At 54.3% G+C, this 20970-nt stretch carries 21 protein-coding genes and 1 tRNA gene; 7 read left to right on the top strand and 15 right to left on the bottom strand.

What is annotated here, in order from left to right:
• Positions 1 to 74: 74 nt before the first annotated feature.
• The 5 genes from ACG98I_RS11345 (at position 75) to ACG98I_RS11325 (ending at position 2896) form a co-directional block, all read left to right on the top strand.
• Positions 75 to 743, top strand: a complete 669-nt coding sequence (locus ACG98I_RS11345; RefSeq protein WP_394720751.1) for a rhomboid family intramembrane serine protease — start codon at positions 75 to 77, stop codon at positions 741 to 743.
• Between the two features lie 117 nt (positions 744 to 860).
• On the top strand, positions 861 to 1061 hold the full coding sequence (locus ACG98I_RS11340; RefSeq protein WP_394720750.1) for a hypothetical protein: 201 nt from the start codon (positions 861 to 863) through the stop codon (positions 1059 to 1061).
• Positions 1062 to 1715: 654 nt separating this feature from the next.
• Positions 1716 to 2066, top strand: a complete 351-nt coding sequence (locus ACG98I_RS11335; protein WP_394720749.1) for a PadR family transcriptional regulator — start codon at positions 1716 to 1718, stop codon at positions 2064 to 2066.
• Positions 2059 to 2583 carry a DUF2812 domain-containing protein gene (locus ACG98I_RS11330; protein WP_394720748.1) on the top strand — a complete coding sequence of 175 codons (525 nt, stop codon included), beginning with the start codon at positions 2059 to 2061 and terminating at the stop codon, positions 2581 to 2583. The genes ACG98I_RS11335 and ACG98I_RS11330 overlap by 8 nt, the downstream gene beginning before the upstream one ends.
• A 79-nt stretch (positions 2584 to 2662) precedes the next feature.
• Positions 2663 to 2896: a hypothetical protein gene (locus ACG98I_RS11325; protein ID WP_394720747.1), complete on the top strand. Its 234-nt coding sequence runs from the start codon at positions 2663 to 2665 to the stop codon at positions 2894 to 2896.
• Positions 2897 to 2974: 78 nt separating this feature from the next.
• Here the strand turns inward: ACG98I_RS11325 and crgA are convergent, their stop codons facing one another.
• The 8 genes from crgA to ACG98I_RS11285 all read right to left on the bottom strand — a co-directional run bounded on the left by crgA (position 2975) and on the right by ACG98I_RS11285 (position 12994).
• Positions 2975 to 3250, bottom strand: a complete 276-nt coding sequence (gene crgA / locus ACG98I_RS11320) for a cell division protein CrgA (protein ID WP_394720746.1) — start codon at positions 3248 to 3250, stop codon at positions 2975 to 2977.
• 152 nt (positions 3251 to 3402) lie between these two features.
• The gene (gene pknB, locus ACG98I_RS11315; RefSeq protein ID WP_394720745.1) at positions 3403 to 5433 is read right to left on the bottom strand and encodes a Stk1 family PASTA domain-containing Ser/Thr kinase; all 2031 of its coding nucleotides are present in this window, start codon (positions 5431 to 5433) and stop codon (positions 3403 to 3405) included.
• Complete coding sequence (locus ACG98I_RS11310; protein WP_394720744.1) at positions 5426 to 6988, bottom strand: serine/threonine-protein kinase; 1563 nt, start codon at positions 6986 to 6988, stop codon at positions 5426 to 5428. Before ACG98I_RS11310 ends, pknB begins: the two co-directional genes overlap by 8 nt.
• The gene (locus ACG98I_RS11305; RefSeq protein WP_394720743.1) at positions 6988 to 8403 is read right to left on the bottom strand and encodes a penicillin-binding transpeptidase domain-containing protein; all 1416 of its coding nucleotides are present in this window, start codon (positions 8401 to 8403) and stop codon (positions 6988 to 6990) included. Before ACG98I_RS11305 ends, ACG98I_RS11310 begins: the two co-directional genes overlap by 1 nt.
• The gene (locus ACG98I_RS11300; RefSeq protein WP_394720742.1) at positions 8403 to 9752 is read right to left on the bottom strand and encodes an FtsW/RodA/SpoVE family cell cycle protein; all 1350 of its coding nucleotides are present in this window, start codon (positions 9750 to 9752) and stop codon (positions 8403 to 8405) included. The genes ACG98I_RS11305 and ACG98I_RS11300 overlap by 1 nt, the downstream gene beginning before the upstream one ends.
• A complete protein-coding gene (locus ACG98I_RS11295) occupies positions 9753 to 11498 on the bottom strand; it encodes a PP2C family protein-serine/threonine phosphatase (RefSeq protein ID WP_394720741.1) in 1746 nt (581 codons plus the stop codon).
• Positions 11499 to 11500: 2 nt separating this feature from the next.
• Positions 11501 to 11965, bottom strand: coding sequence for an FHA domain-containing protein (locus tag ACG98I_RS11290; RefSeq protein WP_394720740.1), 465 nt, complete (start codon positions 11963 to 11965; stop codon positions 11501 to 11503).
• Positions 11966 to 12133: 168 nt separating this feature from the next.
• A complete protein-coding gene (locus ACG98I_RS11285; protein ID WP_394720739.1) occupies positions 12134 to 12994 on the bottom strand; it encodes a DUF3662 and FHA domain-containing protein in 861 nt (286 codons plus the stop codon).
• Between the two features lie 221 nt (positions 12995 to 13215).
• Between ACG98I_RS11285 and ACG98I_RS11280 the strand changes: the two genes are divergently transcribed.
• Positions 13216 to 13300 (top strand) — tRNA-Leu (locus ACG98I_RS11280).
• 94 nt (positions 13301 to 13394) lie between these two features.
• On the opposite strand, the gene ACG98I_RS11275 is transcribed toward ACG98I_RS11280, so the two are convergent.
• From ACG98I_RS11275 to ACG98I_RS11250, 6 genes are all read right to left on the bottom strand, one after another.
• Positions 13395 to 14393, bottom strand: a complete 999-nt coding sequence (locus tag ACG98I_RS11275) for an SDR family NAD(P)-dependent oxidoreductase (protein ID WP_394720738.1) — start codon at positions 14391 to 14393, stop codon at positions 13395 to 13397.
• A 172-nt stretch (positions 14394 to 14565) separates the two neighbouring features.
• Positions 14566 to 15711: an ATP-binding cassette domain-containing protein gene (locus ACG98I_RS11270; protein WP_394720737.1), complete on the bottom strand. Its 1146-nt coding sequence runs from the start codon at positions 15709 to 15711 to the stop codon at positions 14566 to 14568.
• On the bottom strand, positions 15666 to 16325 hold the full coding sequence (locus tag ACG98I_RS11265) for an energy-coupling factor transporter transmembrane protein EcfT (RefSeq protein ID WP_394720736.1): 660 nt from the start codon (positions 16323 to 16325) through the stop codon (positions 15666 to 15668). Before ACG98I_RS11265 ends, ACG98I_RS11270 begins: the two co-directional genes overlap by 46 nt.
• Before the next feature lie 2 nt (positions 16326 to 16327).
• Positions 16328 to 17116 (bottom strand): ECF transporter S component, encoded by a 789-nt coding sequence (locus tag ACG98I_RS11260; RefSeq protein ID WP_394720735.1) that lies wholly within the window; start codon positions 17114 to 17116, stop codon positions 16328 to 16330.
• A gap of 138 nt (positions 17117 to 17254) precedes the next feature.
• On the bottom strand, positions 17255 to 17518 hold the full coding sequence (locus tag ACG98I_RS11255) for a hypothetical protein (protein WP_394720734.1): 264 nt from the start codon (positions 17516 to 17518) through the stop codon (positions 17255 to 17257).
• A 295-nt stretch (positions 17519 to 17813) separates the two neighbouring features.
• Positions 17814 to 18737: a nucleoside hydrolase gene (locus ACG98I_RS11250; RefSeq protein WP_394720733.1), complete on the bottom strand. Its 924-nt coding sequence runs from the start codon at positions 18735 to 18737 to the stop codon at positions 17814 to 17816.
• Between the two features lie 172 nt (positions 18738 to 18909).
• Between ACG98I_RS11250 and ACG98I_RS11245 the strand changes: the two genes are divergently transcribed.
• A complete protein-coding gene (locus ACG98I_RS11245; RefSeq protein WP_394720732.1) occupies positions 18910 to 19617 on the top strand; it encodes a histidine kinase in 708 nt (235 codons plus the stop codon).
• Here the strand turns inward: ACG98I_RS11245 and ACG98I_RS11240 are convergent.
• Positions 19608 to 20951 carry an IS256 family transposase gene (locus ACG98I_RS11240; protein ID WP_394719581.1) on the bottom strand — a complete coding sequence of 448 codons (1344 nt, stop codon included), beginning with the start codon at positions 20949 to 20951 and terminating at the stop codon, positions 19608 to 19610. The genes ACG98I_RS11245 and ACG98I_RS11240 overlap by 10 nt on opposite strands.
• Positions 20952 to 20970 lie beyond the last annotated feature (19 nt).

The following is a 20970-nucleotide window of genomic DNA, read 5'->3' as shown; positions in this document are numbered from 1 at the left end:
GGAGACATGAAGGCTCCGATCTTAAAATTATGCCCGTGGTGCAGTTATAGCATTGGAATGCTCGGAGTTTGCGAATGAGAACTGGAAGTTTGAGTTCCTGGCTGAAGTCTTTTTATCGCACGGCGCCGGCGACGCTGATTATTACGGCTGCGTCCATTGTTTTGTGGTTTATAGCGGCCTTTCAGGCGGGTTCATTGACGCAGGTTTTCGGTAATTCCGAGCTTGTCCACAACATGATGGTGTGGGGGCCAGCCTTTGAGATAGCAGACCATTGGTGGACGCCGTTGAGCTACGCGTTCATGCACCTAGACATCGGGCACCTGACGGTCAACATGATCATGCTGATGCTGATTGGGCGAGAAGTTGAACGACACTTCGGCACGGTGCTGTTTGTGGCTTTGTATATCTCTGCGGCGATAAGCTCGGGTCTGCTGATTCTGACGCTGGATTTCATGTCACCCACCGCGGGTGCTTCCGGGGCGCTGTTTGCGCTCATGGTGCTGCTTATCTCCGTGTATCGCAGCCGCGGCATGGATTTGCGCGCGCCGATAGTGCTGGTCGTTGTGAACGTCGTTTACACGTTTATCTCCTCCGGTGTATCACTTTGGGGACACCTCGGCGGGTTGTTTGCGGGCATCATTCTGGCGCTGTGCGTGACCCGCAAATCACAGGTGGTGCACTGGCTGGGTCTTGCTGGTCTGCCGATTGCTACGTATGTCCTGTATGCGTCCACGGGTATATAGATGGCTTCGGCGGTGTGAGTAATTCACTGATAGAACCCTGAATGCTATTGCTTGTGAAATCATTTTCATTTAGCGTGGCGGACGAAAGGTGCATCCAACGTCGTAGGAGACATGAACGTGGAAGAAAAGACTAACTCCCAAAAGGCAGTACTGCTGGGTCTATCAGGATGGGTGCTGAGTTTTGTCACCATGCTGATCGTCAAAGAGGGCGATGTTGGTCAAGCCTTGTCCTCGCTTCTGGTCATTATGACGACTGCGTGCGTTGCAGCCACAGCGATTGCTATCGCGATGCAGAAGAGAAAAGTTGATGGCGCTTAATTAACTACGGTTCCTCAAGGCGTCTTCCACAGATTGTGTGGAGGGCGCCTTTGTCGATCCTGGATGCCGTGGGGCTGGGACCGTAAACCTGTGCGTTGGGTGGGCTGAAGCGTAGAGCCGGCGGGCGGGCCGCGTCGCAAAATAACAAGAATCAACCCCAGTGGTAGCCTGCGCCCTGAGCAGGGGAGTGGGGATAACTACGGCATGTTATCCACGGGGACGTGTGTGCGAAAGTATTTCACATGAGTTATCCACACTGTGGATAACTACACGCGTGTAATTGTCGAAAGAAAACGCTAATCGAACACATAAAACGCCAGGTATTCTGATCTTTCGCACATTTTTCGAAACTTTAGGGCCTTGTTAAAACAGTGAGAAAAGTTATCCACAGGCTGTGCGTAAACCTGTGGAGACTCGAATTTCACAGAGTTCTCCCCAGCCTGTGGATAACTTTTTTCACGGCGCGTGGACAACTATGAAATTTGGGCGAAAAACGCGCTGATCTGCGGAAATGTCGGCAGACGACAAGAATTTTCTGGGCGGCTGACCTGTGGAAATGGGGGCATCGGCAAGCTTTTGTGCTTTTTGGGGTTGTGCACAACTTCGATCCGTGTTTACTATGTCATTAAATGATATATCGGAAGGAGATATAGCATGGCACGAAAGTCAGGCTTCGATGAAGGCAACCTTCCCGAAGCAGCGTTTTTCATCTTGCTCGCGCTCAAACAAACGCGGCATGGTTACTCAATCATGCAATTCCTCGAAGAACGCACCGGCGGCCTCGTGGCTATTGGACCGGCGTCGCTGTACACAACCCTGAAGAAACTCGTCGATGCCGGCCTCATTGAGGAAGTGAGTGCCTCCGACGATGGCGAACGCCGCCGCAGCTATCGCATAACCGACAAGGGAATGGCCGTAGCAGCCACCAACGTTGAGCGCCGTGAGCAACTTGTGGCCGCGGCGCAAAATTTGCTCACGGAAACAGATGGAGAAAACAATGTCTAAGCGACTAAATTCAGGACTGGCAATCAACCCCGAGCGCGAATTGCGCCTTTTTCGCACCATGGCGGCAAAGGGTGAGCACCTTATTGGCACCTCATATGCCGGACACGGCTGGGAGTTCGAACCAGGCGAGAAAGAAGACGTCATTTTCGACATGGTGAATGAAGCCGACGCTGACGATGACTTCTTCGCAATGTGTAAGGAAGCCGGTTGGACGCACGTGATATCACTCGTGGATACGCACATCTTTAAGGCGCAGCCTGGCACCGTTGCACTGCATACCGATGATGGATTGAAAGCCGAGGCCTTGGAATCGCGGCGCAACGCGTTTGCGAAGGCTTCGGCGGTGTCGATTGTCATCTTCATCGCGGTGTTCTTGCTCATCGAGAATGTTGATTGGTACAGAATCATCGAGGTTCTGCTGGGCGTTTCCGCCGTCTTTGTTTTGGTCTACTCGGTTATTCCATTGATTGGTTATCAAATCAAACTGGTGAGGGCGCGCAAACTGCTCGAGGGTTAGCCTTGCGGCCAGGGTACGAAAGTACTGAGTTTGTAATTTAGGTAGACAAACATTCTGTGGGGAGTAAGGTGAGCTGGCGATGAAGAAAAATGAGTTCCGGAACCCGAAAACCATAGTTACGAGCATGCTCAGCGTGCTATTGGGCGTTGCTATTTATTGCGGCATTATCGCGCCTTTGATTAAAGACGGGAGTTATGCCGAGACTGCCGGGGCAACCTTTCGCAGAACGGGCCTTGGCATGGGGGCTACCGTCATTGTGATTGGCGCAGTCTGGCTGATTGTTGTCGCGGTGATGAACCGGACGCAGAAGTAGTCGGGGAGATAGACAAAATGAGCACGGTGGAAATCCACCGTGCTCAATTCTTTGGCTGGGTTCTAACGCCAGCTAAAGCTAACGCCAACCCATGGTCATGAGAAGACCGATGATGGCGAGGCCGAAGCCGATGGCGTAATTCCACGCGCCGAGTGCGGCCATGAAGCCGATCTGCTCGCCGGCGAGGTAGTTAACCACAATCCACGCCAGGCCCAGGATCATCAGGCCCAGCATGAGGACGATGTACCACTTTGGGGTGCCCTCAGCATTAATCTTGACTGGGGTGCGGTTGGCCGCAGAACCCGTGCTGGTCGCTGCGGGAGCGGTGGTTGGGTTGTACTTTGACTTTGGCATGGGCCTTTATCAACCTTTACGCGAGTAATAAATTGAGAATTATTTCTATTGTGGATTAAAACTCTACCAGCTCAAACTGGCAATTGTCTCTACGCCCCGGAGCCGGAAGGAACGCTGGGCGCGGGCTGGGCGCGGGCTGGGCGCGCCCAGCCCTAGTTGGAGGGCAGCAGGGCGCCGAGGTCGAAGTCCCAGATGCGGATTTCGATGTCCTCGTCGCGGCGGATGGAATCGCCCTCATTGGCAGAGGCCCACGCAATGAGACCACTGTCCACGGCGGCGCCGGTGGCTACTGGTTCGCCAACATTGAAGTCACCGGACCAGCCGGCATCACGCAGCGCTTGCTCAGCAGCATCCGGATCCTCACGGACCAGCGCGGGCGCCTCAATGAGTTGACCATTGGAAACGCGAACGGTCACAGTGGAATCGGCGGGGATCTCATTACCCTCATCGGACACGGACAGGACTTCGCCGTCATTTTCGGTGGAGTCAATGGTGTCCACATTCACGGTCAGACCCATCGCATCCAGGGTGGAACGGACCTCCTCAATATCCTGGCCCACCAGGTTGGAAGGGATACGAACCATGCGTGGACCAGTACCAACAGTCACCGTGACACGAGAACCGCGGGATAGCTGCGAACCGGCCGGCGGATTCTGCAGAGTAACCCGGCCGGTGTCATCGGCAGAGGACTCTTCTTCTTCGACGTTGTCGGAGATTTCGAGGCCGGCATCGGAAAGCGCGCGCGACGCGTCTTCCAAGCTCATACCCACGACGTCTGGAACCTCAGTAATCTCACGGCCCGAAGATACGGTCAGGATGACGGTGGAATTGCGTTGCAGCTGCGAACCCGGAGCTGGGTTAATGCGGATGGCATTATCGCGTTCAATATCCGGATTTGCTTCCTCATTGACCGTGACCAGCAGGTCTAATTCTTCCAATTCGGCAATGACTTCTGCGCGTGGGCGGTCTTCGACGTCTGGAACAGTCACCATATTGGCTTGCTCAGCCTGGCGTTGTTCCTGCTCAGCCTGACGCTCGCGGGAAGTATTCCAATAATCAAAAGCAAAGCCTGCGATGACCGCGACCAATACAACCGACAAGATGATGGCCAGCCACTTCAGCCAGGGCTTGGGCTCGTTATCGTCATCGTCTTCGTCGTAATATTTCGGCTGTGAAGATACGCCGGGGTTTGCCACCGGAACGCCTGCTGCTGCCGATGCGGCCTGGGGCTCCATCGTCGTTGTCGCCGGATGGGACGGTGCGACGCGCGTGGTGTCTTCGGGTTGGCTATGGGCCGAGGGGGCATCGTCAGCAATATGCATCTGCGCAGCACGGGTGACACCGCCGGTGCGCATGCGGTCTAAGTCTTCGCTGATTTCTTGCGCCGACTGGTAGCGGTCGGACGGATCCTTGGCCATCGCGGTGAGCACCACGGCATCCAGATTCACGCGATCGGTCGGTGTCAACGCATCGGGAGTCAATGACTCCGAAGGCGGCACCGGTTCTTCCTGCACATGCTGGTAGGCAACGGCGAAGGGGGTTTCGCCTTCAAAAGGCGTATGGCCGGTGACCGCCTCATACATGACGCAGCCGAGAGCGTAGACGTCCGAGCGGGCATCGGCAGGCTTGCCTTGCGCCTGCTCCGGGGAAAGATACTGCGCGGTACCAATCACCGCGGACGTCTGCGTCATCGCGGAGGTGGAATCATCCAACGCACGGGCAATACCAAAGTCCATGACTTTGACCTGGCCGGTATTGGTGAGCATGATATTCGCCGGCTTAATATCGCGGTGAATAATGCCTGCATCATGCGAAGCCTGCAGTGCATGCGCTGCCGGAATGAGCACCTCGGCTGCCTCGCGCGATGGCAAAGGGCCATCCTCGCGGACGATATCGCGCAAGGTACGGCCATGCACGCGCTCCATGACAATATAAGGGATGGCGAGGCCATCATCATCGACCTCGCCCGTGTCATATACCGCCACAATATTAGGGTGATTAAGGCGGCCCGAATTCTGCGCCTCCTTGCGGAAACGCTCACGGAAGCTGACATCGCGCGCCATCTCGGGGCGCAGCATTTTGATGGCCACGTCACGGCCGAGCAAAGTATCGGTAGCGGCAAAAACTTCTGACATGCCACCGGAACCAATGACTTCGCCTAAACGATAGCGATCATTAACCATTGGCACCTCCCTCGAGTCCGTCTATGATGTCTCCAATAATATCCTCACCTGGGTTAACTGCAGTGTCATTTTCAGTTTCTTCATCAGCAGTATCGGTTGGTTGTTCAACACCGCTGTCGTTTCCTGTTTCATCGCCATTGCCATCATTGCCGTTACCGCTGGTGGGTTCTTCGGTCTCACCAGGGGTATCGGTTGGCGTTGGGGTAGGAGAAGGGCTGGAACGAGTAGGCGTTGGGGACGGCGAATCCTCGGTTTCTTCCGGTGCAGGCTCACTCGGGGTATCGGGGGTGTTGGTGGGTTCTACTTCCTCGGTGGTGTTATTTTCCGTGGTGACATATTCGGTCACGATGGATGGTTCGGGCTCGGTGGTTGGCTCGCTCTCTCCACTTTGATTACTGAACATGGTGGCAGCGTAGAAACCGCCGCCGACTAAAGCGACCGCCAGGGCCGCAATGCCGACGCCGATGCCGAAATTCTTGCCGGCGCTCGACTTCTTCGCAGGCTTGGGCGTGGTTGCCACAGCGGCACCCGCACCGGCGGCATGCGCACTGGTAGCGCGTGCATCTGGGTCGGTGCTTGGGCGTGCATCCACGGCCGGGTGAATAGTTGTTGGGTTCGTTGCCTCGCCCAACATTGCGGTTGCCGCGGTCGGTGAAGGTTCCGGCGCGATCATGTTAGCCGGCATGGCCTTTGGCTGCGGCGGGCGCTTGCCCAGGCGCACCGCGGAGACCGCGAGCGCTATTTCATTGCCGTCGGCATAGCGCGTATGAGGATCTTTGCGCAGTGCAATTCCAATGAGCTCGCGCACGGGTGCGGACACATTCGTGGACAGCGGCGCGGGCGCCTGGCTAATATGCGCGAGAGCAACGGATACCGAAGAGTCGCCCGAGAATGGGCGCTCGCCGGCGAGCATTTCATAGCCAACGACACCCAGGGAGTAGACATCGGAAGCCTCGGTCACATCTTTACCCTGAGCTTGTTCTGGCGATACATATTGAGCGGTGCCGACCACCATGCCGGTGCGCGTCAGCGGTACGGCGGCGGCAGCTTTGGCAATACCGAAGTCGGTGATTTTCACCTGACCATTTTGGGTAATCAGTAGGTTGCCCGGCTTGATATCACGGTGGACTAATTCCATGCGGTGGATGATGGACAGACCATGCGCGGTTTGCTCCAGCACATCGAGCGCCAAGGATTCCGGCAGTGACTTTTCGCGCGCAAGCAGGTCAGCCAAAGACTCACCGCGTACGTATTCCATGACGATGAAACAAAAGCTATGGCCCGCAGGGTCTTGGACCTCGCGGTAGTCATAGGTTTTGACCACATTGTCAGAGTCAATATTTTCCGCGGCATCAGCCTCATTGCGGAAACGGGAGAGGAATTCCTCATTATTGGAAAACTCCGGGCGAAGTACCTTAAGGGCAACTTCGCGCTGATTATTGACATCATCGGCCAGCCACACAGTCGACATGCCGCCGTGGCCAATGATCCACTGCAGGACATAGTCATCCCCGATCAGTGATTGGAGAAGCTCTTGGTTGTCAGCAGTATTCATTACTGGCCACCTCCGTAGCTGTCCAGAATTGCGCGGCCAATCGGTGCTGAGACCTGGCCACCGGTCGCGGATTCACCTAAGTTGCCGCCGTTTTTCACCACGACAGCCACGGCGATATCACGATCAGGGTCAAATGCCACATACCAGACATGCGGTGGAAGACCATCGCCGTGCTCAGCGGTACCGGTCTTAGATGCGTAACTATTGCCGTTATAACCGGAGGTGCTGCGTTCCGATGCATACATCAGGTCCGTCAGCGTTGCGGCGACGTCTTCGCTGACCGCGGTTGCCGCTTCCTCAGGGTTGGTGGTGCGGATGTCATTCATGGTCGAATCGGTAATGCGATTGACCAAGTAAGGCTCCATGCGCACGCCACCATTGGCGACGGTGGCTGCCATGCCGGCTGCCTGCAGCGCGGACATGGAGACGTCGCGCTGGCCGATGGATGATTGACCCACGGCGGCATCGTCAGGCAATTCGCCCAAGTTGCCGGCTGCCGCATCGACGCCGATTTCTGGCTCATCGCCGACACCGAATCCTTCGGCGTATTCACGAAGCTCATCAGCGCCCACGTCAATGCCCATCTCGACGAATGCGGTATTACAGGACAAGGAGAAAGCGGTGGTCAACGTAACCTGCTGGGAGCCACCACAGACTTGGCCGCCGTAGTTGGTCAGCTGAGTATTGGTGCCGGGCAAGGTGATTTCCGATGCACCAGTGAGCGTGGAGTCCGGGTTATAGCCATTGTTCAAACCGGCTGCGGTGGTGATGATTTTGAAGATTGACCCCGGAGGCAAGGTTTCTTGGGTGGCGTGGTTGAGCAGCGGGTTGCCCTCTTGCTCCTGCAACTGCGCCCATTGCTCATCAATATTATTGGGGTTATAGGACGGGCTCGATGCCATGGCCAAAATCTTGCCTGACGATGGCTCCAGCGCCACCGCGGCACCTTCATAGCCTTTCTGGTTGAGCTCATCATAAGCCAGTTGTTGCAGCTGCGGATCAATGGTGACTTCCACGTTGGCACCATCTGGCTGTTCACCAGTGATGAGATCCTTGAAGTTATTAGTCAAAAGGGAGTCATCAGTGCCGTTGAGGATCTCGTTATAGGAGGCCTCAATCTGAGATGCCCCATATTGCGTGGACAGGTAGCCGGTTACCGGGCCCCAGGCAGGGGAGTCCACCGGATAAGAGCGTGAGTAGATGCCCTCCTCATTCGGATTGGATTCAGCCAAGACGGTGCCACCGGCAAAAATCTGCCCGCGTGCCACGGTCTGAAGATCGTAGAATCCACGCTGATTGAGTGGGTTGCTGGCGTACTTATCCTCACTAAATGCCTGCACCACGGTGAGGTGGATCAACAAAATAATGGTGAGGATGATGGAAAATAGCGCGGTAACGCGAATTGATTTATTCATTAGCGAACCTCCGCCATTGATGTCGTATCAGTTGACAGGGGAGGATTAGGGTCCGCTTGTTCCTGCGGGCGGCGAGCCGTATTAGAAATCCGCAGCAAGATTGCTAGCAGAATGTAGTTAGCCATCAATGCCGAACCACCCGCGGAGATGAATGGGGTGGTGAGACCAGTCATCGGCAGCAATGCGGAAATGCCGCCGGTGACGACGAAAATCTGGATCGCGATGGTCAAAGACAGACCGCCGGCAACCAGCTTGCCGTAGGAATCGCGCACGCGCATGGACGTATTGAACCCACGAGAAACCAGCAGTGCGAAAAGAATCAGCACGGCGGCCAGGCCAATGAGGCCGAACTCTTCACCGATAGCGGCGAGGATAAAGTCCGAGTGCGCCACGGGAACGAGCTCCGGATAGCCATTGCCCAGACCAGAACCGGTGATTCCGCCAGTGGACATGCCAAACAGAGCTTGGGAGAGCTGGTAGCCCGTGCTGTCATAGTTAGCCAAAGGATCCAGGAAGTTGGAAAAACGATCCTGGATTTTATCCGAGATCATCCAAATGCCGGTCGCGCCGATAGCCACCAGAAACAAACCGATGACCAGCCAGGACACGCGTCCTGTGGCCATGTACAGCATGCCCAGCACGGTGGAAAATAGCAGCAGCGCTGGACCGAAGTCATTAGAGATACCCATGATGACAATTGCGATAGCCCACACGATGAGAATCGGGGCGAGATCGCGCAATCGTGGCAGGGAAAGCCCGAGGAAACGGTAACCCGCAACGGTAAATAGCGAGCGCTTTTGCACCAGCAACATGGCGAAGAAAAGCAGCAGCAAGATCTTGGAGAACTCACCCGGCTGGATGGAAAATGGTCCCAGCCAAATCCAGATGCGTGCCTCAGCGTCTGGCGGCTGTGGCCACACCAGCGGCAATGCGAGCAGCACGATGCCGGCTACACCCAGGATGTAGGAGTAGCGGGTAAATACTCTGTGATCGCGGACGACGATGAGCACCGCGGCAAAGAGCACGAGGCCAACAATCGTCCACATCACCTGCCGGGATGCCAGCTGCCAGCCCTGTGCAATATCTAGGCGGGCGAGCATGAGCAGACCTATGCCGTTAAGCACGGCGACAATCGGCAGCATGAGCTGGTCGGAGTGCGGCGCAAGGAAACACAATACGAGGTGTGCACAGACCAACACGCCTGAGAAACCAGCGATGATCCACAGGATCTCGCTGTTGATTTCATTGCCTTGGGAGAATTCCAGGCTCACCAACGTGATGGTGAAGACGATTGCTGCCATGATGAGCAGGCTGAGCTCCGTCTTTCGGCTACGGAATTCTTTGAGCATTTAATTCACCTCCCGGCAGTCAATCCCGGGGGTTGACCGGAAGCGGTCCTTATCGGTAGTAGATTCACGGCACTTTGGAAGTGCACGTTCGGATAATTGAGTCAGTTGTGATTGCACGTCATCGTAGGAGCCTGATTCCAGGTTTCCCACGGCGCTGCGCTCTGATGGCGGCAGGTCACTGAGCGTAAATGGTTGAGCATCTGCTGGGCAGGACGAAGTGGCTAGCTGCAACGCACCATCTTCCTTCAGGCAGGCAACCTGGTACGTATGGTTGAGCGAACGTCCGAAGAGCTCGAAATCAACGCCCTGCATGATGGTGATTTCTTGGCCCTGCGGAACTGATTCCTGGGCATCGTCATCTGCTGGTGCTGCAGTTTCCGACTCGCTCGGTTCTGCTTCCTCACTTGGCTGTTCAGCCTCCGAGGCCGGTGCAGCCGATGTTTCAGCAGCTGTTGCATCGGCAGCATCTGCGTCATCGGCCGCGCCAGGTTCAGCTGCAGCTACTGCGACGTAGTAGTTGTTATCGAGATAATTCTTACCTGCAACCCACACGCCGCCGACAACGACGATGATGACCAGGATGGACACAATCAGTGGCCAGCCAAAGAAGCTACGGCGAGGTCTACGAGGCTCCTCGTCGACTGGTTCTGCGGCGCCGGCTCCGGAACCGCTTTCACCTGTGGCACCATCAGTACCGCTGCCATTGTCTACTGGGTTAGTAGGATTTCCGCCCGTGGGGGACAGTTGCGAACGCGGTGCGCCAGCAGCAGTGGTGGGGCCAGAAAATGGCTCAATCACTTGGGAGCGACGGTTCAGAGCAGCCGCGCGTGACGCTGCTGAATCCGGATGCGTTGGCTCTGGTACTTCACCAGCAATAGCGCCGACGAGGATGGCCTGCGGATTGATGGATGCTGCCTTTTCGGCGGCGGTTTGCTCCTCAGGGATACCCGCGGTAGCGGAAAACTTAGAAGTATTTGCCTCAGCTGGATTGGACGCGCCCTGCTCCTCAGCAGCAGCGATGTCTTCTTCGGTTGCTTCTACAACATCAGCCAAGACCACGGTCACGTTATCGGGACCACCCGAGCGTAACGCCAATTCAACCAGGCGGGAGGCGGCTACTTCCAATGACGTCTCTTGTGCAAGCGTGGATTCAATGGTTGATGCTGTGACAGGATCCGATAGACCGTCGGAGCACAGCAGAATACGGTCACCGGGTTGCGCATCAAAGAGGAATAGCGTCGGCTCCACACCGCGGCCGTTATAGGCCTTCAAGATCAAAGATTTTTGTGGGTGGGAGGTGACATCCTCTGGGTCGAGCTTGCCTTCATCCACCAAAGACTGCACATAAGTGTCATCTTTAGTGACCTGCTGCAACTTATTATCGCGCAGGAGATAACCGCGGGAGTCACCAGCATGGCAGACCGCGAATTGGGAGCCATTGAACATCATGGATGTCAGCGTGGTGCCCATGCCATCAGTTTCTGGATGGTTGCTGATGTGCTCAGAGATGGACCAGTTTGCTTCCGTAGAGACTGTGCCCAATAGCGCCAGCATGTCATTGTCACTTGGGTTCTTATCCAAACCCATCAGGTGAGTGATCATCAGCTGGGAGGCGACTTCACCTGCTGCATGTCCGCCCATGCCATCGGCCATAGCAAGCAAATAAGGTCCTGCGTACGCGGAATCCTCATTATTTCCACGCACCAGGCCCCGGTCGGAGGCGGCGGTAAAATTCAGTTTTAGCATCTTTACGCCACCAGCCTTACTGTTGAACGGCCCAACTTAATATCGGTATTAATGCTTACATGTTCTGGCTGGTCAATCCGGGTACCAGCAACGAAAGTTCCGTTCCTGGATTCCAAGTCTTCGACAAACCATTGGCTTCCACGACGGAAGAGACGCGCGTGACGGGATGATGCGTAATCATCACCTAAGACAAAGTCACAGTCCTGGGCGCGCCCTAATGTGAAGTTTTCTAAGCCGCTCAAAGCCATGTGTGAACCCGCCAGCGGGCCATCCACAATCTTAATTTCGCGCGCTGGTTGTGCCCGCCCCTTCACGCGTGGAGCTTTGGCAGAATCAGACTTCAATGCTTGGTATGAACCGGCCGCTTTGTTGGCGTCACGGCGCATTGCGTTCAAGGCCACCAAAATGAACAGCCATAGGAGAATCAGCAGTCCGATTCTCAGTCCGGACATGATGACTGAATCCATGGGGGACCTCCTCAATAAAACGTCTGAAACCAGCTTAGTCAGGCGCACCTTGTAATTTCAGTAGTGCTGGCACTAGGTTGCGTAGCGCAAAAGCTTAACTGGTTTTAAGTCGTAGTGAAACATAAATGTTGGGTAAAGAACTATCCAAGCGGCGTTTCACGTGCCGCTTTAGTCCTGCAGACCAGTGATGCGGACTTCAATCTGTGAATGTCCCATAGTGATGATGTCGCCGTCTGCCAGCAACCAATTCTCAATCGGGGTCTCATTGACCGTGGTGCCGTTGGTGGACTGCAAGTCAGCGAGGACTGCATCCTTGCCGTCCCAGGTGATCTCAGCATGCTGACGGGAAACACCAGTATCTGGCAAGCGCAGATGCGCATCATTGCTGCGGCCGATGATATTGGAACCATCTTGTACCTGGTAGGTGCGGGATGAGCCATCCTGCAGCAGCAGGTTTACTGAAGGGCCATGATTGGTGGCCTGCTCATGAGGAGCTTCCTGGCGTACGAAAGAGGTAGTTGCTGCTTCCTCAGCCGGATAATTGGAATCTGGGTTAGTCAAGGAATCCTCCTGGGCATTGGGGTCCGAAGATTTCTCATCTTCATCATTGGGGTCGTGGAAGATCGCGTCAAAGCCTGTTTCTTCTTCGGGCTCATGGGTAATGAAAGATGAAACGCGCAGCTGACCTGTGCGCAAAGATGATTCTTCACCGATGCGCACCACAACAGGTCCGGCTAGTTGCCAGCTGTTATTACGGATAAATCGTGAGATTTGATCAGCAAGGCTGTCAGGCACGGAGCGATCCTGTGACAGGTTTTCTAGATCTTTAGAACTGACGCCGACAGAGTAAATATTTGGGCAATACAGCAGCTCATCATCACCGCGCACCACATTGTCGTGCGCTTCTTGTTTGAGCAGCTCTTCAATTTCGGCCGGAACGACTTTGCCACCAAAGACAAATGCCATTCCATTGTCGAGGCCCCGCTGCATTGCGGAATCTAATCGAGCTAGTTTATCTAAGAGTTCCATGAAAGCGGCGCCTCCTTTCTGTCTGCGTTCTTAATGAAACCTCCCTTATTATAGGCAGTCATAGGCTCATAACAGTAGCTCGCACGCCCGAATCAGATAGTTTTACCGGGAAAACCCAAGGTGTTTTCCATACATTGAACTGCCGTTTTGGTAAAACTTATACCCCTCGTGTTATCTTTATCTAGTCGATGTGAGCCATCAGGTTTCACGCTCTTCACCCTGCCCGGGTGGCGGAATTGGCAGACGCGCTGGCTTCAGGTGCCAGTGTCCTTATAGGACGTGTGGGTTCAAGTCCCACCTCGGGCACAAAATTTTAGCTCCGAAACATTTTCCTAGATTATGTTTCGGAGCTTTTGCATGCAGGCCTCCCAGCCAATGAAGACTGGGTGGCGTGCGGTGGTTATTGCACAGACCAGCCACCATCGGAGGCCAAGATTTGGCCGTTGACGTTTTCACTATCATCGCTGAGCAGCCAGGTAATTGAGCGGGCCAGAACCTCAGCGGTGGTCACTGGTGGAATCAATGCCATGTGAGGGCCCAGGCGCTTTTGTGCGAATTCGGACTTGAAGCTGCCTTCGATTCCTGTGGCGGTTGGGCCAGGTGCCACCGCATTAGTACGGATATTATGAGGTCCGTAGAGGAATGCGGCGCTCTTGGTCAGGCCAAGTACTGCGTGCTTTGAGGCGGTGTAGGCGGTGCCAGCGGCATTGCCGCGCAGGGATGCTTCGGAAGCGACGTTGACAACAGATCCACCGCCGGTCGCCATCATTGCATTGACTACCGCGCGGCTGAGCTTGACCGTGCCCGTCACATTTACGTTCATGACGCGTTCCCAGGTGGCATCGTCAAGCTCATGTAATGGCAGCATGCCATCCATGATGCCGGCATTATTAACTAGGCCATCGATGTTGTCACCTGCCGCGTTGATGATGGATTCGATGTCATCGCTATTAGTGATATCACCGGTGACAGGCACAATGGTGTCTTCCGGGGATGCGTTCTTCAGCGCATCAAGGCCTTCAGCGGACAGATCGACGGCGATGACGCGGCCGCCCTCAGCCACGATCTTTTCAGATGTAGCTTTGCCGATTCCGGATGCAGCACCGGTGACAATCACAGTCTTTCCGCTAAAACGCGCGGCACCAGCTGGTGCTTCAGCTTCCTCAGGAATGATGCCGCCATTGGCCTGGCGCACCAGTTCATCGATGGTCTCTTGCGTTAATTTGCCTTTGCTGAGCTCTGCCAACGTATTGAGCGGCAAGTTGCTGACTTGGTCAGTGATATCTCTATCCGGGCTCATGGAGCTGAGAAATTGCTGCATGACGGGTGCGCCAGTGGGGTGATTAAGCCACTGAGTAATGGTGTCTTTAGCAGTGATTGGTGCAGGGCTATCGGACATATATTCTCCTCCTCAAATAAGTGAGCCTTGGTGAAGACGCATTAATTAGGGGAGTGGTAGAACCCCGAATTGCGCGCTGGGTACGTGCTCACATGCCTGAGCCTACACGTATTTTTCACAGGGTAACTGGACCTCGAGAGTGGAATGAGGACAGGGAGAACTGTTCAATTTCCTACCTGTGAACAGGGCTTTCTAATTCGTGCACCTTCACGCGGGCATAGGAACGAACTTCCTCGACGAAGCGCTCATCATGGCACGCGAGGACAATGCTCCCACCGTGGTTTAAATGCGATGCAAACCCTTCGTGCAAGAGATTGCGCCCGGTGATATCCAATCCGACATCAAGTTCATCAGCGCACAGGATTTCCACCCGTTGGCCGTTGTCTGGGCCGATGACTGAGGCGAATTGTGTCAACCTTAGGGCACGCTGAGATAGATCGAGCGGGTGCTCCTCGCCATCAAGCTCAAAATGTTCCCGCAACTGCGTATCCGGAACCATGTGGTCCACTTGTGAATCGATCACCTGATCAACCGGATCCTGCAGCATCAACCGGATCTGATTATCGCGTTCGACTAGTGCTTTCATCAACGTTGATTTGCCAGCACCATTGGCTCCGCGCAGCCACAACACGCCACCGCGCGGGATGGAAAGAGATACCGGACCAATCTCAAAATGGCTCTTCTGAGATTTCCGAAATTGCCACCAGCGCCGTTTGGTAGTGCCGTGGCTTCCCACCACATCCGGGAAGTAAAAGTCCGCTACCTCCACTTGAAAAGTTGAATTGACCCTTTGTGGCAATTCAAGCACCGACTCTTCACCGAAGTATTGAGTTTCAACATCATCAAGCCATGCCTGATGACCAGCAACCACAACATCAGAGTCCAAAGAATGAAGCAGGGCTGCAAGCTGTTTACGCGAGGTGGGGTCGAGGCCGGCAAAGGGGTCATCGAGAAGCACCAGCGGAGCATCAAGAATCAATACCGTCCCTAATGCCAAGCGTCTGGTCTGCCCGCCCGATAGCTGATTCGGCGCACGCCGTAGAAGTAGCTGAAGATCCAAAGCTTGCGCGATCTCGGCAATACGCTGACGCATCTCAGCATGAGCAACCCCACGCTGTTCAAGACCAAAAGCCAACTCTTCTTCCACCGTGGCGCGTAAGTATGTGATGTGCGCCTTGGGGTCAGAGGTCAGCATGACCGCATCAGCGGTATTTTCATATAACTCTGTGAGGTGCTTAGTCAGACCCGAACCAGACTGGCCAACAATCTGAGTTATAGCCACACAACCACCGCCAACGCCGCGATCGGCATTAACCACCGCAGAACCTTTTCAACGCGGGTATCTTTGACCGGATTCAATAGAGTACGCCGGCCAGTTCGTTCTAGCCCGGATACTTCCAGAGGAATAGCGCGCGCCGCTCCGGCTGATAACAATCGCGTGATCAGGGGAAGAATCACAAATTTTACCGTATTCAGTGGGCCGCGAGTACTGTGCTCTTGCGTGCTCAGCGTACGCAGATGATTGGCGTACCTCACGGAATCCAACGTGTCACGGCCTTGGGGAAGAAGCTGCACAGCTGAGCCCACAATGTAGGCCACTCGCGGCATGTGGCTGAGTGATTTCACCAGATCTGACACAGTTATCGCACTGGCCGCCGCTAAGAATGCTGACATCATGGCGATGAAGCGAATACTCAGTTCCCCCGCTGTTGACCAGTCATTCCTACCGAAGGGAACATGGATAATCAGCATGGATAGACCAACCGGGATGCTCAACGCCACGGTTGTGGCGAGTACGGAGAAATTTCTTAACCGCACTAGGGCAATAAGCTGTGCGAGCAGAGCGATGGCCACACTGACTGCTAGCTCATTGAACCCCAGAACCAGAATCCATGAGCTGGCTGCCGCAACAATCCAGGTCAACGGATTCATTATTAACTACGGCCAACTTCACTGATCGCAGCGTTGCTCTTTGTTTTTGCACCTTGGTTGGGAGCTAGAGCGCGCCGGGTCTTCTTGGGTAATGCCGCAACAACAGCAAACACAATGACCATGATGAGTCCCTTATCCAGTGGATCGGAGATAAATGACTGCAAGGTGACAGAACCGAGCAGTGAATTACCCATTTCGCGGAAGAGACTCACCAAAGCGCCGGTGCCCACACCAGCGGTGCCGCCGTAGACAAAAGCCGCAACTGGTGCAGCGATCGCACCGGTAATCAAACCCAGTACCGCGCCGGAGACGAATGCCAGGAAAATATTGCGGAATGCGCCCTTATGGATAGCCACACCAGCGAGCCATCCTGTCAGCGCCGAACCTGCGGCGAAAGGCAAAGCCAGCGGGTTAAATAGTGCCCACACCACGGAGCTTAAAGCACCGGTGGCAAGTCCTGCGCTGGGGCCAGCGAGCGCCGCCACCAAGATGGTGCCCACGGCATCCAAATATAGCGGGATACCAACGGACCCCACGACCTGACCGATGAGGATATTCATGATTAAGGCAACCGGAATGATGGCGATGGTTCGTGCTGGAAGCGTGGGGAGGACACCGGCGAGCAGTGCCAAAGTACCGCCAACATAACCGCCGAGGGTTATCAATGCTTCTGTTGAGCCACCCACAGATTCCCAATCAGTGGGGCGAACCAGAACGAGATAAAGCCAGGTTGCGGCAACAAGCGCGCCACCAACGACGACGAAAACCTTGCGCGTGGAATTTTGTGACATGCGGAATTTCCCCTAGAAGATCCGAAAATGGCTGAAACGCTCGCATCCTATGTCACCTCGAATACGAATCGATTTCAGAGTATAGCGCCGGGGAAAGCCGGTGTTGAACTCGGCGTAGACATGTTGCGACGCGCTTGTCTAGGCGGGTGGGCCAGAAAAGGCGAACCCAAAAGCCACAAATATCACGATTGCTGGTGCAGCCAAAGATAGTATGGCTGCGAAATAGAGATCATAAACTTTGAACTTTGCCGCCGCGTAGCAATTGCCAATGCATATCGCGACAAAGAGAATGCCGAAGATGACCAGAGATGGAGTCCACCAGTGTCTGGACACTATCCAAAAGAGGTAGCCCAACACGAATGCGACGATCACGCTTGCCCAACCAAATAGCCTGGATTTCATCGAACGTGAAGTATGTTTCGAGTTTTTTGTGAGTACATGATTTCTTCCCTCGTGAATGAAGCTGTAGAAATGCCAGTGTGGCATCTGCGTCGCTGAATTACAAGGGGTGAGAGCAAACTCGGTACTTTCGTTCCGAGTTTTCCCAAATGCTTGACTCTTCGGTCAATTTTTGCATGGGAATCAGAACAATTACGTCAAAGCCGATGTGGTTTTTAATGCGCACCGGCCAAAAATGCCCGGGTGTATATCCTCGGCACTATTTCAATGGCAGATAGGCCCCTAGACAGGCTGGCGCCTATCTGCTTGCTAGAGCTTTCGCTGCACGCAGGAGTTCCGCATGTGCCGCAGCGATATCTATGTCCGTCACCAGCGAAGCATTTGCTTGCTGATTCCAATGCCCACGTATATCCGCAATGGTGGTACCGCGCATAAGCTCTGAATCCGCTTCCACATCCACCGTGACCTCACTGGTAGTGAAAGGAACTTTGCCCAGCGCGATCATGACCGTGATTAGGTCATGGATTTGAGCGAGGTAGCCTTCGCCCTGAGCTTCGTGGAACTCAAAATAGAATCGCAGCATCTCCGGTAGGTAGGTAGCCAGTGGTACATCACCAAGCTGTTCAACCAGCGCTTTCAAAGAATCCGGGTTGAGCGTGAATTTCTCGGTCACGCCCAAAGAGCAGACCGTGATCGGTTCTTCGGCCTGCGCGAATGCCTTTTTAGCCGCATGTGGATCCACCCACGTATTCCATTCGGCGGTAGGCGTTGTATTTCCTGGGTACAGGTACGTACCGCCCATGAGAGTTGTACGTTCTACCGGCCCAAATGTAGCAAGATTGGTTGCGGGACCAGTGACAATCAACCGCAGATCTGCATGCTGATTAATGGCATCATGCCATAACATCTGCCAGTCTTCCTGGCCGAGGTGTTGCGGACCTGGATTGATATAACCCAATCCAAACTCACCATGAGTTTCTGGCGTGGTCGTCAAAGGATCCTTTAATGGAACCGGTTGACCTGGAAGTACAGGTACATCGCTGAGCCCACACTGATCAAGAACCCACCGGGTATTGATTGCTGTTTGTGCGACATCCACATTGCCGGCAGTTGTGGTTGCGCCGAGAAGGTTGATGTCACCTTCATGGTGCAGCGCCGCTAAGTACATCAAAGCCAACGCGTCATCAATGCCAGTATCACAATCAATCAAAACAGGGATCATGTTTGCTGAGTGTAGACCAGTTCGTCAATTGATTTTGCAATCAAAGCAACCGTGAAGAATAATCCCTTTTAGGGAAGGGCGCCCCTTGGGTTAATCGTGGCACATTGGTATTTACTCATGGTGAGTCGGCAAATGCCGCCGTGGCGTTGAAAAGTACAAGGAGCCATGATTGATGATGAGTGCAGAAAAGAAGAAACTGTCACCCAACGTGCGTTTATCCCTGTGGGCCGGTTTCGGTGGGTTGGCTTCACTTGTGCTCAATTACATCGGAAACTCCGACGCCTATAACCAATCATGGTTGATATTTGCTTCCGCTGTTACCGTCATCATGCTTTTTCTGGTGCCGTGGTTCCCGCTGACAGTCTGGGCAGCGTATCAAGTGCTGTACTTCTACATCATGGCCCATGAAATTGTCGGAGTCCCCGCTTTGATTCTCATGGCGTGTTTGATGGGCGGGCTGGTGGCCTACTGTGGGCATCTCAAAGCCGCAATTCTTGGTGGCATTTTCATCTGCTACTTCGGTTCGATCGATATTTTTGAGGGAGTATATTTCCCGGATGACTTGCTGGCTTTGATGATTAATGCGTTGGCTGTCGGGCTTCCCATCGGCATCGGTTTTACGTTTCACCACACCGGTGGTCAACGCAAAGACCTCATGCGTGAATGGGATAGGGATATCCAGCGACGCCGCGAAACTGTGGGCCGACAATTACATGATTCGGTGGCATCATCGCTGACCTCATTGATCATGAGGTTAGAAGGCATGAGTTTGCGGGAAGACCTTCCGAGCCAGGCGAGGGAAGAACTCATTGAGTTAGCGGGGCAAGAGCGTGTCAAGTATTTTGTGTGTGGGGCTTTCGGTCTGAGTGTTTATAGGTAGTTCGTAAAGCGTTCGGGATAGGCCACGGCCATTTGGTTGATGGCTTGTTTCCAGTTGGTGACTTTCCTGCCTTCGATGAGTCTTCCGCTGGTCGCGGCGGCTTTTCGACCTTCTTTAGCTCGTTTGGCCGCGCGTTTATCTTCGATATTGCAGATCATCAACCACAGCGTCTTAATCGCGGAATCATCATTGGTAAACTGCACGCGGTTGCGAGTGGCTTTACGCAGCTCGTTATTCATCGACTCAATGGAATTAGTCGTATAGATGACCTTTCTGGCCATGGGTGGGAACTGCAGAAACGGCACGAACCGCTCCCACGCATCGGACCAGACTTTCACTGATTGCGGATATTTCTGGCCCAATTCTGATTCGGCGAATTCATCCAACGCTGCGCGCGCGGTTGACTCATCTGGGGCAGTGTAGACCTTCTTTAATGCCGCAGATACCGCCTTACGGTCGCCATAAGCCACCCACCGATTCGCAGCCCGAATCAGGTGCACGACACAGGTCTGCACCATCGAATCCGGCCAGGTCGCTTCGACAGCTTCCGGCAAACCCTTCAAACCATCGCAGCAGACGATGAACACGTCCTGGATACCGCGGCTAGCTAAGTTTGCGCATACATGTGCCCAAAAGGATGCGCCTTCTTCTTTCGCCAACCAGATGCCCAGGATGTGTTTGATACCGTCCATATCCACCCCGATGGCCAAATACGCGGACTTATTGACCACGCGCCCACCGTCACGGACTTTAATTCGTAGCGCATCAAGAAATATCACCGGGTAGAACTCGTCTAACTGCCGGTTCTGCCACATCATGACCTCATCTAAGACAGCATCCGTGACTGCTGAAACTGTCTCATGGGAGATATCAACTTTCATGGCTGTGGCCATATGATGCTGAATATCACGAACGGTCATACCCCCGGCATACAAACTGATGATCATGTCATCAACATCAGTCAGCCGCCGAGAGCCTTTCGGCACCATAGTAGGCAAAAACGTGCCTTCACGATCCCTAGGCACAGTGACATCAACCGGACCATAGTTCGAATCAACCTTTTTGACATAGGAACCATTGCGGTAATTATCGCCGCCACCGGCCGCTTTAGCCTCACGATCGCCTTTGGAATACCCCAGGTGAGCATCCATTTCCGCTTCCAGGCCGCGAGTGACCGAGGCCTGCAACAAGCCACGCACTAAATCATTAGCATCCGTTGCTGTTGAGCCGAGCTCGTCAATAAGCTTGGCTATCTCCGGGTTCGCCAGCAGCTTTTGCTCGATTGCTTTGATCTTCGCGGAATCTTCCGGGTCTCGTTTCGCCACAGAATCCATTATGGTTTATCTCCTTCAT

It is taken from the genome of Corynebacterium sp. L4757 (assembly GCF_043673995.1).
Lineage (GTDB): Bacteria > Actinomycetota > Actinomycetes > Mycobacteriales > Mycobacteriaceae > Corynebacterium.
The sequence above is the reverse complement of the archived record's forward strand: the minus strand, read 5'-3'. Positions and strand labels throughout refer to the sequence as shown.